General features: G+C 59.9%; 15 protein-coding genes. 11 read left to right on the top strand and 4 right to left on the bottom strand.

What is annotated here, in order from left to right; translation table 11 throughout:
* Positions 1–48 precede the first annotated feature (48 nt).
* From PSEBG33_RS20580 to PSEBG33_RS20560, 5 genes are all read left to right on the top strand, one after another.
* Positions 49–765, top strand: coding sequence for a TetR/AcrR family transcriptional regulator (locus tag PSEBG33_RS20580; RefSeq protein WP_005785508.1), 717 nt, complete (start codon positions 49–51; stop codon positions 763–765).
* 53 nt (positions 766–818) lie between these two features.
* Positions 819–2096 carry a flavohemoglobin expression-modulating QEGLA motif protein gene (locus PSEBG33_RS20575; protein WP_005785511.1) on the top strand — a complete coding sequence of 426 codons (1278 nt, stop codon included), beginning with the start codon at positions 819–821 and terminating at the stop codon, positions 2094–2096.
* A 107-nt stretch (positions 2097–2203) separates the two neighbouring features.
* On the top strand, positions 2204–3109 hold the full coding sequence (locus PSEBG33_RS20570; RefSeq protein WP_005785512.1) for an alpha/beta hydrolase: 906 nt from the start codon (positions 2204–2206) through the stop codon (positions 3107–3109).
* Complete coding sequence (locus tag PSEBG33_RS20565; protein WP_005785514.1) at positions 3106–3432, top strand: hypothetical protein; 327 nt, start codon at positions 3106–3108, stop codon at positions 3430–3432. The genes PSEBG33_RS20570 and PSEBG33_RS20565 overlap by 4 nt, the downstream gene beginning before the upstream one ends.
* Positions 3433–3599: 167 nt before the next feature.
* The gene (locus PSEBG33_RS20560; RefSeq protein WP_032803302.1) at positions 3600–3785 is read left to right on the top strand and encodes a hypothetical protein; all 186 of its coding nucleotides are present in this window, start codon (positions 3600–3602) and stop codon (positions 3783–3785) included.
* A 48-nt stretch (positions 3786–3833) separates the two neighbouring features.
* Here PSEBG33_RS20560 and PSEBG33_RS20555 read toward each other — a convergent pair whose 3' ends face one another.
* From PSEBG33_RS20555 to PSEBG33_RS20545, 3 genes are all read right to left on the bottom strand, one after another.
* Positions 3834–4619 carry an OmpA family protein gene (locus PSEBG33_RS20555; protein ID WP_005785517.1) on the bottom strand — a complete coding sequence of 262 codons (786 nt, stop codon included), beginning with the start codon at positions 4617–4619 and terminating at the stop codon, positions 3834–3836.
* 56 nt (positions 4620–4675) lie between these two features.
* Entirely contained in the window at positions 4676–5101 is a 426-nt protein-coding gene (locus PSEBG33_RS20550) for a DUF4398 domain-containing protein (RefSeq protein WP_005785519.1), read from the bottom strand.
* 283 nt (positions 5102–5384) lie between these two features.
* Positions 5385–5729: a hypothetical protein gene (locus tag PSEBG33_RS20545; RefSeq protein WP_005785520.1), complete on the bottom strand. Its 345-nt coding sequence runs from the start codon at positions 5727–5729 to the stop codon at positions 5385–5387.
* A gap of 196 nt (positions 5730–5925) precedes the next feature.
* Between PSEBG33_RS20545 and ppc the strand changes: the two genes are divergently transcribed.
* The 6 genes from ppc to PSEBG33_RS20520 all read left to right on the top strand — a co-directional run bounded on the left by ppc (position 5926) and on the right by PSEBG33_RS20520 (position 12380).
* Positions 5926–8571: a phosphoenolpyruvate carboxylase gene (gene ppc, locus PSEBG33_RS20540; RefSeq protein WP_005785522.1), complete on the top strand. Its 2646-nt coding sequence runs from the start codon at positions 5926–5928 to the stop codon at positions 8569–8571.
* Between the two features lie 280 nt (positions 8572–8851).
* Positions 8852–9499: an adenylate kinase gene (gene adk, locus PSEBG33_RS20535; RefSeq protein WP_005785523.1), complete on the top strand. Its 648-nt coding sequence runs from the start codon at positions 8852–8854 to the stop codon at positions 9497–9499.
* Between the two features lie 91 nt (positions 9500–9590).
* On the top strand, positions 9591–10277 hold the full coding sequence (tsaB, locus tag PSEBG33_RS20530; RefSeq protein ID WP_005785525.1) for a tRNA (adenosine(37)-N6)-threonylcarbamoyltransferase complex dimerization subunit type 1 TsaB: 687 nt from the start codon (positions 9591–9593) through the stop codon (positions 10275–10277).
* A gap of 160 nt (positions 10278–10437) precedes the next feature.
* The gene (locus PSEBG33_RS26955; RefSeq protein ID WP_032803303.1) at positions 10438–10740 is read left to right on the top strand and encodes a hypothetical protein; all 303 of its coding nucleotides are present in this window, start codon (positions 10438–10440) and stop codon (positions 10738–10740) included.
* Positions 10740–11600 carry a DUF72 domain-containing protein gene (locus PSEBG33_RS20525; RefSeq protein WP_005785528.1) on the top strand — a complete coding sequence of 287 codons (861 nt, stop codon included), beginning with the start codon at positions 10740–10742 and terminating at the stop codon, positions 11598–11600. The genes PSEBG33_RS26955 and PSEBG33_RS20525 overlap by 1 nt, the downstream gene beginning before the upstream one ends.
* Before the next feature lie 81 nt (positions 11601–11681).
* Positions 11682–12380 carry an extensin family protein gene (locus PSEBG33_RS20520; protein WP_005785530.1) on the top strand — a complete coding sequence of 233 codons (699 nt, stop codon included), beginning with the start codon at positions 11682–11684 and terminating at the stop codon, positions 12378–12380.
* Between the two features lie 3 nt (positions 12381–12383).
* Here the strand turns inward: PSEBG33_RS20520 and PSEBG33_RS20515 are convergent, their stop codons facing one another.
* A complete protein-coding gene (locus PSEBG33_RS20515; RefSeq protein WP_005785531.1) occupies positions 12384–13004 on the bottom strand; it encodes a hypothetical protein in 621 nt (206 codons plus the stop codon).
* Positions 13005–13024 lie beyond the last annotated feature (20 nt).

The raw sequence follows: 13024 nt of genomic DNA on the forward strand, positions 1-13024 counted from the left end.
CTTTTTTATGTGGCGTATTCCAGCGTCACTTTTAAAGGAAGAAGTGTGGTGAACCGCGTAATGGCTCAAGAAGGTGCCGCCGGCATTGCTGCTGCCGTGGCTGAAAGCGTTCAGTACCAGGGCCGCAAGGCCAGCCGCCGGGGCAGCGAACAACGCCGCCAGGACATTCTCGATGCGGCCATGCGCATCGTGGTGCGCGAAGGGGTGCGTGCCGTACGCCATCGAGCCGTAGCGGCGGAGGCGGGTGTGCCGTTGTCGGCCACCACCTACTATTTCAAGGATATCGATGACCTGCTCACCGACACCTTCGCCCAATACGTCGAACGCAGCGCGGCCTTCATGGGCAAACTGTGGATGCGTAACGAGGGCTTGTTGCGCGAGATGGTTGCCTATGGCGATGGCAGCCCGCAGTCGCGCGCGCAACTGGCCGATGACATTGCCCGGCTGACCGCCGATTACGTGCTGCGCCAACTGACCAACCGCCGCGAATACCTGATGGCCGAGCAGGCGTTTCGACAGGAGGCCCTGCTGAACCCGCGACTGGCTGAACTGGTGCGCTCCCATCAACAGATTCTGTTGCAGGGCACCGGGCAGTTTTTTCAAGTGTTGGGCTCCCGTGAGCCGCAGCAGGATGCCAAGGTGTTGACGGCTATCATCAGTCGGATGGAATATCAGGGCCTGTTGGGCGGCGCAGAGCCTCTGACCGGTGAAGAGATGCTTGAAATCCTCAAGCGTTACATGCATCTGGTATTGGCCTCGGTCTGACAGCATTCGAGCAAAGCCTGACAACGCTCAACGTTTAAAGAGGAAGACACCGGGTGGACGATTACCAGCAGACGATACGCAGCTTGTCCGATCGCATTGTGCTGGCGCAGACACCGATCCGGGTTCTCGACGCAGTGAAGTGGGACGAGAACATCCGCCAGGGATTCCTCAAGGCCAAGGGCAAGGCCATGCCTGCCGTGGACCGCGATTACTACCTGAACCGGCCCCTGTCTTTCGATTCCAGTGCGGTGAAGCTGGAGTTCCAGAACATCGAGCGCGACATCACCCGCCGCCTGGGGCAGTTCAGCCCGGTGGGGCAGATCATGCGGCGCATGTGCCGCGAATACCGCATGGTGGTGCGTATGCTTGAAGCGCGCGGCACCGAGGACTTTGGCCTGATATCCCAGGAACTGTACGGCGCTGCCTCCGATGCGTTCCACGCTGGCGACCCGACCCTGGCAGACCTGGGGCTGATGCTGTCGGACTACCTGAACAATATCGATGGCCGGGGCGATCTGAAGGACGAAGCCAAGACCCTCACCGCCAAGGATGCGGTGAGCCTGCTGCAAACGCGTCTGAACAAGGTGTTTGGCGAGGCAGAAGAGACTATCCGCGTGTTCGAGTCCGACGGTATCGTCGCGGATGCGGCGGCGGGCGCCGACTATATCAAGATCCGCGCCGACGCGATGTTCAACGACCGCGACGTGCGCGCCCTGGAAGTGCATGAAGGGCTGGTGCATGTGGGCACCACGCTCAATGGCCAGAACCAGCCAATCTGCACGTTCCTGTCCAAGGGCCCGCCGTCGTCCACCGTGACCCAGGAGGGCCTGGCGATCCTGATGGAAATCATCACGTTTGCCTCCTATCCCAGCCGCCTGCGTAAATTGACCAACCGTACCCGCGCCATCCATATGGTGGAGGAGGGCGCCGACTTCCTGCAGGTGTTCGAGTTCTTCCGTGAGCAAGGCTTTGAAATGGCCGAAAGCTATGGCAACGCCAGCCGGGTGTTCCGTGGTTCAGTGCCGACCGGTCTGCCGTTTACCAAGGATTTGTCCTACCTCAAGGGCTTTATCATGGTCTACAACTACATCCAGCTCGCCGTGCGCAAAGGCAAGCTGGAACAAGTGCCGCTGCTGTTCTGTGGCAAGACCACCCTGGAAGACATGCGTACCCTGCGCCAACTGGTCGACGAGGGGTTGGTGGTGCCGCCCAAGTACCTGCCGGAGCAGTTTCGCGATATGAACGCGCTGGCGGCGTGGATGTGTTTTTCCAACTTCCTCAACCACTTGAGCCTGGATCGGATCGAGGCGGATTACTCCAATATCCTTTAGGTATTTCATTGAAGCAACCGGGTCAGCGTGTGGGAGGGGCTTGCCCCCTCCCACCATTGGATCTTCACAAGACTTCAGGTTTCAACTCACCTACGAGGTTTCAACGGATGAGAATCCTCGGCATCTTATGCCTGCTACTCACATTGAACGGCTGCAGCTCCTTGCTGTTCTATCCCGAGCCCGGCCTGCCCTTCACGCCGGAAAAAGCCCGCCTGCAATACCGCGACGTCACTATCACCACTGCTGACGGCCTCAAGCTCCACGCCTGGTGGTTGCCGGCTAAACCCGGCGTACCTCTGAAGGGAACGGTGCTGCACCTGCACGGCAACGGCGGTAATCTCGCCTGGCACCTGGGCGGCAGTTGGTGGTTGCCGGAGCAAGGCTATCAAGTGCTGTTGCTCGATTATCGCGGCTATGGGCTTTCGCAAGGCAAACCGTCCTTGCCGGCGATCTATCAGGATATCGACGCAGCATTCAGCTGGCTCGACAAAGCTCCTGAAACCCAGGGGCAACCGTTGATTGTGCTCGGCCAAAGCCTGGGCGGCGCGCTGGCGGTGCATTACCTGGCGGCCCATCCGGCGCGTCAACCCCAGATCAAGGCGCTGATACTGGATGGCGTACCCGCCAGTTATCGTGACGTAGGACAATTCGCCCTGAGCACGTCCTGGTTAACCTGGCCGTTGCAGGTGCCCCTGTCGTGGCTGGTGCCCGACGCCGACAGTGCAATCAATGCCATGCCCCAACTGACCGGTGTGCCAAAACTGTTGTTCCACAGCCTGGATGATCCCATCGTGCCGGTAGCCAATGGCATCCGCCTGTATCAAGTGGCCCCTGCGCCAAGGGTGTTGCAACTGACCCGTGGCGGCCATGTACAGACGTTTGCCGACAAGACCTGGCAAACCGTCATGCTGCGTTACCTGGACGACCCGCAGCACTTCAACGGCCTGCGCCGGCTGGGCGAGATTGCGAATTATCCAATTCCTAAAGTTGATTCATCAGAGAGCCCACAATGAGTGAAGAACGCAACATGATCCCGCTGATCCTCACCGGCATCGGCACTATCATCGGTACCGTTGGGTGCTTGTGGTATTACGGCTACCTGCACTTCGCCAAGCCGGAAGATGCGTTGCTGCTCAGCGACTTCACCATGCTCAAAACCGTGCCCGGTGAGGATTACAAGATCTCCCTCACGCCGGCCGCACAAGTGGCGCAGTGTGTCGACGGTGTATTGGTGATGTTTGATACCGAACAGAAGGGCTTGAGCGGCGTGCTGGTGAACAACAAAAAGCAGGCCGTGCGTTGTATGGGGGAGCAAACCCCGCAATTGCAGCAGTGAGCCTGGGTCTCACCGCCTGTGATGAGCACGTTTCTACTACCTGGCGGCGAATCCGGATAAGCCGATTGATTTCGCTGAAAGTTGCGCTTGGCGAAATTACCGGGAACCGTTTTGTGTAAAAAAGCCACAGAGGGCGATGTAACTTACACAGAAGGGGGCGGGGAGTAGTGATCGATATTAATGTGATACGCAACATGCTGGCCATGGCCAGGGCGCATCAGGCGTTGGAGCGGCATGATGCGCAAGAGCAAGCGCGTAACAAATTGACTGGCAACCCGTCAGACGGCCCCGCAAGCGCGAAGATGATAACGCCGCCGGATGAAGACACCGATCGTCCGATCACATTTTCTTAGCCAAAAAAAACCCACCGCGAGGTGGGTTTTTTATCCGGCAACAATCAATCAGTTAGCAACGGAAGACCGTGGCTTGACTGGCTGGTTGTCGTTGGAGATGGTCACTTCAACGCGACGGTTCATGGCACGGCCCGAAACGCTGCCGTTGTCGGCAACTGGATATTCCTTGCCGTAGCCCTGGGTCACGATGCGCGAGATATCCACGCCTTGTTGAGCCAGTGCACGTTGCACGGAAGCTGCACGACGCTCCGACAGGCTCTGGTTGTACGAGTCGGAACCCGTGCTGTCGGTGTAGCCTTCAACGATCACTTTACGATCCGGGTTATCGCGCAGGAACTGCGCCAGCTTGGTGATGTTCACCAGGCCGCTGGATTTCAGGTCGGACTTGTTGGTGGCGAACAGTACGTCACCGAAAGTCACCAGGGTGCCGCGATCGGTTTGCTTGGCGTTCAAGCTGTTTTGCAGTTGCTTGATTTGCGCGTCACGGGCGTCCAGCAGGGCGCGGGCACGTTCGTCGCCGGCATTTTTCAGCTTGGCTTCGGATTCGCGCAGGACGATGGTGTCCTTGGCAACTTCAACACGCTGGTTGGTCAGGTAAGCGAGTTGGTCGACTTTCTTCTCGTCTTCGTTATCGCGGTATGCCTTGTCAGCCTTGTCCAGCCATTCGCTGGCGTCTTTGGTTTCCAAGGCTGCCAGTTTGGTGGCTTGCGGGTTGGTTTGCAGGGCCGAGAAGTTAGTCCGTGCATTTTCCAGGTTCGCGTTCGGCGGGGTGGAGCAGGCCGCCAAGGCAACGCTCATCGCCAGCAGGGCAGGGATCATCAATTGTTTACGCATAGTCGTGTCGTCCTTTCAATTCGATATCAGGTGCGATGCAATCAAGGGGCAGTGGCTTACTTCTGCATGATTGCAGCTGGGCGCATGCCTTCCTTACGCAGTTCTTCAACAGCCTTCTGAGAATCCTTCACAGCCTGTTGAGCCTTGGCAGCCTGGGCTTTACGCTCGGCGACGCGGGCGTCCCACTCGGCTTGTTCAGCCAGCTGACGAGCTTTCTCGTAGTTCTTGTCGTGCATCGCGATTTCAGCTTCTTTGAGCTTGTCCTGAGCCGACTTCATTTCCACGGCTGCAAACTCGGTACCGCCAGCGCTCACGGCGCTGTTAACGGCCGATTGGGTCACAGCGTACTGCTCGGTTGGAGGGTTGCCGGCGCAGCCTGCCAGAACGAAGCTGGTGCCGATTGCCAGCGCGGCCAATTTGAGCCCGCGCAGGTGGTTAAACGAGGATTTGGCGGTGCTGGTGTTCATCGTCTTCAACTCCATTGGATAACTCCTGAAAAACATCAAAATCCATCGTGGCGTATCGGTTGCGGGCCCGGCGGTAAAGCTCATGAGGCCAGTTCAAACGACCGTTCCACAAGTGATGGCTACTGGCTGTGACCCGAGGCTTTTTTCAAAAGTTCAGCGGATATGGCGAATTGCCTGAAAAAATATCTGACTGAGTGGTCAGTGTTCAAAAGATGGAACTTTCGCAGCGCGCAGCGGTACTCCGAGCCTGTAAAAAGCCCGGAATACCTGGGTTTGATTGACGTCAATAAAATGTTTTTCAGTGCTTCTGTTCGTCAGCGCTGGCGGACAAATCATGAAGATAGCGGCGGGACAACGTCAGAAAGCGGGGTGTGAGACCCACGTCTTCATACAGTGGATCCCCCTCTTCATCGGTGGCAATCACTTGGTCGCCCTTGATATAGGGAAAGCTTTCTTCCAGCTCTTCAAGGGCGGCGCCGATCAGCTCGCCGAGCAGTTCTTCGACGTGGCGCTTGGGGTACATCTCGGCAATGGCGGCCAGCCTTGCGGCAGATTCCACATCCAGATGAATCGCGTACTCAGTCTTGGTCAGGCGACCCTTGGCGGTTTCTTCCCAATGCTGGGCCAGTTCTCGAATTTTCATGGCTACCTCAATAAGCCTGCGCTGGCAGGCGGTGATGAGTGACCAGCCGCCTGCGTGAATAACGCGACGGCTCATGCTTGAGACTAGCTTTAAGCCGCAAGGTTTAAAGTCGTTTGCGTTCGGCCTTGTCAGAAACCGACGCCGGCGGCACTCTGGAACACCTGCGCGTCCCGGATTTCTGGCTGGAGATTGGCTGATGAGTGATATCGATGCACGCTTGCGTGAGGATGTTCACCTGCTGGGTGAACTGTTGGGCAACACCATTCGAGAGCAGTACGGCGATGACTTTCTCGACAAGATCGAGCAAATCCGCAAAGGCGCCAAGGCTGACCGCCGCGGCGCCGTCTCGGACAAGGCGGCCGGCGACGAACTGAGTGCCAGCTTGAATCAGTTGCAAGAGGACGAGTTGCTGCCTGTTGCCCGGGCCTTCAACCAGTTCCTCAACCTGGCCAACATTGCCGAACAATATCAACTGATTCATCGGCGCGATGAATCGCAACCAGCGCCTTTTGAGTCCCGGGTGTTGCCGGAGTTGCTGGCGCGCCTGAAAAGCGAAGGGCACAGCCATGAATCCCTGGCCCGGCAGTTGGCACGGTTGGAAATCGAGCTGGTGCTCACCGCCCACCCCACCGAAGTGGCTCGCCGTACCCTGATCCAGAAATACGATGCCATCGCCGCGCAACTGGCCCTCCAGGACCACCGTGACCTTACCAGCGCCGAACGCGAGCAGATCCGCGAACGCTTGCAACGGCTGATCGCCGAAGCCTGGCACACCGAAGAAATCCGCCGCATCCGGCCCACCCCGGTGGACGAAGCCAAGTGGGGCTTTGCGGTGATCGAACATTCGCTGTGGCACGCCATTCCCAATTACCTGCGCAAGGCTGACCAGGCCCTGCACGCTGCTACCGGCTTGCGCCTGCCCCTGGAGGCTGCGCCGATTCGCTTTGCCTCGTGGATGGGCGGCGACCGTGACGGCAACCCCAATGTCACCGCGCCGGTTACCCGCGAGGTGCTGTTGTTGGCGCGCTGGATGGCCGCGGATTTGTACTTGCGCGACATCGATCAGCTGGCCTCCGAGCTGTCGATGCAACAGGCCAGCCCGGCGTTGCAAGCCAAGGTCGGCGACAGCGTCGAACCCTATCGCGCCTTGCTCAAGCAACTGCGCGAACGCCTGCGTGCCACGCGCCAGTGGGCCCACGCTTCGTTGACGGCCAGCACCCCGGCGCCTGCCGAAGTGTTGCAGAACAACCGCGACCTGCTGGACCCGCTGGAGTTGTGCTACCAGTCCCTGCATGAATGCGGTATGGGCGTGATCGCCGATGGGCCGCTGCTCGACTGCTTGCGCCGTGCGGTGACCTTCGGGCTGTTCCTGGTGCGCCTGGATGTGCGTCAGGACTCCAGCCGTCACTCGGCGGCCATGACTGAAATCACTGACTACCTGGGCCTTGGGCGTTATGAGGATTGGGACGAAGACGCACGCATCCGCTTCCTGACCCAGGAACTGGCCAGTCGTCGGCCGTTGCTGCCGGGGTATTTCAAAGCGTCGGCAGACACCGCCGAGGTGCTCAATACCTGCAAGGAAATCGCCGCCGCACCGGCTGCCTCATTGGGCTCGTATGTTATCTCCATGGCGGGTGCCGCCTCGGATGTGCTGGCGGTGCAGTTGCTGTTGAAAGAGTCGGGCGTACAACGACCGATGCGTGTGGTGCCGTTGTTCGAAACGCTGGCTGACCTGGATAACGCCGGGCCGGTGATGGAGCGGCTGTTGCAACTGCCGGGTTATCGCGCGCGGTTGCAGGGGCCTCAGGAAGTGATGATCGGCTACTCCGACTCGGCCAAGGACGCAGGCACTACCGCCGCCGCCTGGGCGCAATACCGAGCGCAGGAGCGTCTGGTGGATATCTGCCGCGAACAGCAGGTGGAACTGCTGTTGTTCCATGGTCGTGGTGGCACCGTTGGTCGTGGCGGCGGCCCGGCCCACGCGGCGATCCTGTCGCAGCCACCGGGCTCGGTGGCAGGGCGTTTCCGCACCACGGAACAAGGCGAGATGATCCGCTTCAAATTCGGCCTGCCGGATATCGCCGAGCAGAACCTCAACCTCTATCTGGCCGCCGTGCTGGAAGCGACACTGCTGCCGCCGCCACCACCGGAGCCTGCCTGGCGTCACTTGATGGACGAATTGGCGGCAGACGGTGTCAGCGCTTACCGCGCCGTGGTGAGAGAAAATCCGCAGTTCGTCGAGTATTTTCGCCAGTCCACGCCGGAGCAGGAGTTGGGCCGTTTGCCCCTGGGCAGCCGCCCGGCCAAGCGTCGCGCAGGTGGGATTGAAAGCTTGCGCGCGATCCCGTGGATCTTCGGCTGGACCCAGACGCGCCTGATGCTGCCTGCCTGGCTCGGCTGGGAGGCGGCATTGAGCAAGGCGCTGGAGCGGGGGGAAGGTGAGTTGCTGGCGCAGATGCGTGAACAGTGGCCGTTTTTCCGCACGCGCATCGACATGCTGGAAATGGTGCTGGCCAAGGCCGATGCCGATATCGCCCGTCTTTATGATGAGCGCCTGGTGCAGCCAGACCTGCTGGCATTGGGTGCGCATTTACGCGACCTATTGTCGCAGGCCTGTAATGTGGTGCTTGGCTTGACCGGCCAGTCGCAGTTGCTGGCCCATAGCCCTGACACCCTGGAGTTCATCCGCCTGCGCAACACCTACCTCGACCCGTTGCACCTGCTGCAGGCCGAGTTGCTGGCGCGGTCCCGTCGGCAAGAGGCGGCGCAAGACAGCCCTCTGGAACAGGCGCTGCTGGTGTCCGTGGCCGGTATTGCCGCCGGTTTGCGCAACACCGGTTGAGGTTTCTTGCGTGTTCTCAACGGCTTGCGGATCAACCACAACGACCGCCCTGAAAAGGGCGGTCGTTGTTTGAGGAGGCGGGTTGCGCTCAGGCACACCATGCCGCTGACGTATGCCGGGTGCGGGTTTCTCCTACTTTTGGCGGCTTGTATGGTGAGGGCCCGCTGTGTATCTTGATCAGCCTTTGGCCGTTTGATCGGCCTGGACCCATATTTTTACGAGATTGGCCCCACGCGGCGAATCCGAGCGTCATCTCTATAAAAAATTGAGGAGCACATCGATGCGCGTCATTCTGCTGGGAGCTCCCGGGGCCGGTAAAGGTACTCAGGCAAAGTTCATCACTGAAAAATTCGGCATTCCACAAATCTCCACCGGCGACATGCTGCGTGCTGCTGTCAAAGCCGGCACCGAGCTGGGCCTGATCGCCAAGAGCGTGATGGACAGCGGCGGCCTGGTCTCCGATGATCTGATCATCAACCTGGTCAAGGAACGTATCAGCCAGGAAGATTGCAAGAACGGCTTCCTGTTCGACGGTTTCCCTCGCACCATTCCCCAGGCTGAAGCCTTGGTGAAGGCGGGTGTTGAGTTGGATGCGGTGGTTGAAATCGCCGTAGAGGACGAAGAAATCGTCCAGCGTATTGCCGGTCGTCGCGTTCACGAGGGTTCGGGCCGCGTTTACCACATCGTCTACAACCCGCCGAAAGTTGCAGGCAAGGACGATGTCACCGGTGAAGACCTGGTGCAGCGTAAAGACGACACCGAAGAAACCGTGCGTCATCGCCTGTCGGTCTATCATTCCCAGACCAAGCCGCTGGTGGACTTCTACCAGAAGCTCTCCGCTGCCCAAGGCAAGCCGAAGTACAGCCATATCCCAGGCGTGGGCTCGGTAGAAGCCATTACCGCCAAGGTGATGCAAGCACTGAGCTGATCCCGCCATCAGCTTTGCGTACAACGGCCCGCTTGCGGGCCGTTGTTGTTTATACTGGCGCACTTTTTTCCCCATTTGGACACCCACACCGATGAGCACCCTGCTGGCCCTGGACACCGCGACTGAAGCTTGCTCCGTTGCCTTGCTGCACGATGGCAAGGTAACGAGCCACTACGAGGTGATCCCGCGCCTGCACGCGCAGAAGTTGCTGCCGATGATCAAGCAGTTGCTCGAAGACGCCGGTACCACCCTGGCTGCCGTGGATGCCATCGCCTTTGGCCGCGGCCCCGGTGCCTTTACCGGTGTGCGTATTGCCATCGGCGTGGTGCAGGGCCTGGCCTTTGCATTGGAGCGTCCGGTATTGCCGGTGTCCAACCTCGCCGTGCTGGCCCAGCGCGCATTGCGTGAACATGGCGCCACGCAAGTGGCGGCGGCAATTGATGCGCGCATGGATGAAGTCTATTGGGGTTGCTACCGCGAAACTGCCGGTGAGATGCGTCTGGTGGGCGTGGAGGCGGTGCAGCCGCCAGAAGCGGCAGGGTTGCCGGCTGATGCCAGCGGTGAGTGGTTCGGTGCCGGCACCGGCTGGGGTTATGGCGAACGCATCGACGTGCATTTGGCAGGGCAGGACGCTGCGATGTTGCCCCATGCCGAAGATCTGCTGGCGTTGGCACGTTTTGCGTTCGAACGCGGCGAGGCGATCCCGGCGGATCAAGCGGCACCGGTTTACCTTCGCGATAAAGTGGCGCAGACAAAGGCCGAGCGCGGGATTATTTGACGTCAAAAATGGGCGCATTCGACTGCAAATTTCGCCAATCGTCAGAATTTGCCGCGGTTTTTAAACCTTTTACAAATTATGTGTTCTAGTTATCACCAGAGCATTTGCGCACTATGGAAAGCGCCGCTAAATTGCCATCATTGATACCGAGTCTGCATGTATGCGTATAGACGGCTTCTCCTCACAGTCCTACCCTCTCAAGCGTAAGCCACGCAAGGCGAACGTGACGGTAGATGATTCGGTCGAGGATTCGCCGGACTTCATCGAAGTCCACTCTGAGTCGCCCTCCCGCGCCGAAAGTGCTGGCGGCGCCCGTACCAGCGGCGTTCCCGCCCGTCAGCAAGACATGGTCTTCCCCCGCTCCATGAGCAAAAGCGTTGCCACTGCCCTGGCCAGTTACCTGACCACCGCCGGCTTTGTCGAATGGGATATGGAAGTGCTGGGTCTCGACATTCATATCTGATGGGTTTGCCTTATTACATTGGTTGCCCGTCCTGGAGTGAAAACGCCTGGCGCGAGTACCTGTACCCGGTGGAGGCGCGTTCCAGCGATTACCTCGGGCTCTATTCTCAAGTCTTCAATGCGGTTGAAGGCAATACCACGTTTTATGCTCGACCTTCGGCCGCTACCGTGCAGCGCTGGGCCGAGATCATGCCGGCTGACTTTCGCTTCACCGCCAAATTCCCAGGGGATATCAGCCATGCGGGTGACTTGCGCGAGCAATTGCCTGCGGCAGAAAGTTTTGTCAGTTTGATGAGCCCTTTGGGTGAGCGCGTTTCACCGCTGTGGCTGCAGCTCTCAAAAGGGTTTACCCCGCAGCGCCTGGCTGAACTGGCCGGTTTCCTCGATGGTATTGATCGGCCATTGGCCGTGGAAGTCCGGCACGAGCAGTTCTTCGCCAAGGGAGACGCCGAGCGTATGCTCAACCGCCTGTTGCGCGATCGTGGCGTCGAGCGCATCTGCCTTGACCCTCGCGCCTTGTTCAGCTGCACGTCAACCTCGGCGGCAGTGCTGCACGCCCAATCCAAAAAGCCAAGGGTGCCACCGCGCCCGGCGGCGCTGACCCGGTTTCCCCAGGTGCGCTTCATCGGGCATCCGGAGCTGGAGGCCAATGACCCGTTCCTGATCCCATGGGTGGAAAAGATCGCCACTTGGATCGAAGAGGGACGCACGCCGTACATATTCCTGCACACCTCGGACAACCGCCTTGCAGCACAACTGGCGTTGCGCTTTCATGCCCAGCTGATGGCGCGCCTGCCCGGCCTGCCGCCGCTGCCCACCCTGCATCGAGAGCCCGTTGCGCAGCAACTGGGGTTACTCTAGGGGGCGTTCTCAATTAGTTTCCCCGTCGGGGAAACTAATTGAGAACGCCCCCTAGACATCCGATTTTTCAAGGATTGAGCCGTGGGTTCGATAAAAGGGCTGGGCCTGCTGTTGCTGCTGGCGGGCGCTTTTGCGCTGGGCGTCTGGCGTGGCTGGGTGCCGATGCCGGCTGAGTGGAACCCCTGGGCACCCCTGGATGTGCGCGCCAGTCCCAACCTGCTCACGCGCTACAAGCTCAGCCGTTTGCAGGATGATCCGGCGCTGTGTGACCAGGTCTTGAAAACCGCCGGCCTGCGGGTCAGCCGTCAGGCGGATACCGCTGCCGATGCGGCGTGCCCGTTGCGCAATGTCCTGCGTGTGCAGGGCTCTGAGGTGGCTCTGAGCAGCAGTTTTCTGGCCAGTTGCCCCCTGGCTGTGGCGTTCGCGTTGTTCGAGCGTCACAGCCTGCAACCGGCGGCCCAGGCAGTGTTCGGTCAGGCGGTGAGTCGGGTCGAGCATTTGGGCAGCTTTGCCTGCCGTAATGTTTACAACCGTGCCGACGGGCGTCTGAGCCAACATGCCTCGGCCAATGCCTTGGATATCGCCGGTTTTCGTCTGGCGGACGGGCGCAGCATCAGCGTGTTGAAGGACTGGCCGGGGGAGGGCGACAGTGCGCGTTTCCTGCGCAGGGTGCGCGATAACGCCTGTGATGATTTCAACGTGGTGCTGAGCCCGGACTACAACGCGGCTCACCGCAACCATTTTCATCTGGATATGGGGCGATGGTGGGTGTGTCGCTGAGGCTTAAGCGGCCAGGCGCAGGTTGTGGGTCACCAGTGGGCGCGCCCAGTAGTAGTCGAAATCCAGCGCCTTCTGTTGCGCCATCAGTTCTTCTTCGGGGTATGGCTCGGCAGCCGGTGGCAACAGGTCCAGTTCGAACTCGGCAATCGGCAAGTGCAGTGTGCGTGGCTCGGGAGTCGGGCCGGGCTCTGGTAGTGGTTGGCCGGCGTTCAGCACAATCGGGCGGACCCAACCGCTGTCGAAATCCTGCTGGCGCTGCTGGGCGACGAGTTCTTCTTCCGGGAAGGGTATCGGCGCCGGTGGCAGCAACTCGGTTTCGAATTCGGCAATCGGCAGGAACAGCGGCTCAGGCGGGGCGATCTCGGTGTCTTTCACGTCACACTCACGCTGGGTGAGGATCTGCGAGAGCATGTCGGCGCCTTCGCCGGGTTCGACCGAAGGGTCGGCAGGTGCAGGCGCCTTGGCGGCCAGTGCCCGCGGCGTTTCACCGAGCTGTTCGGCCAGCGCCCGGGCGAAGAAGTCCTGCCACACATGACTCACCCCGGCCAGCGCTTGAGTATTGCGCAGGCCGTAGTGGTTGTGGGTCGGCAGTACGCCGATGGTTAGGGGAAGAATGTCTGACATTTTTCTCGGTCGACGCTCAG

It is taken from the genome of Pseudomonas synxantha BG33R, assembly GCF_000263715.2.
In the GTDB taxonomy this organism is placed as follows: domain Bacteria; phylum Pseudomonadota; class Gammaproteobacteria; order Pseudomonadales; family Pseudomonadaceae; genus Aquipseudomonas; species Aquipseudomonas synxantha_A.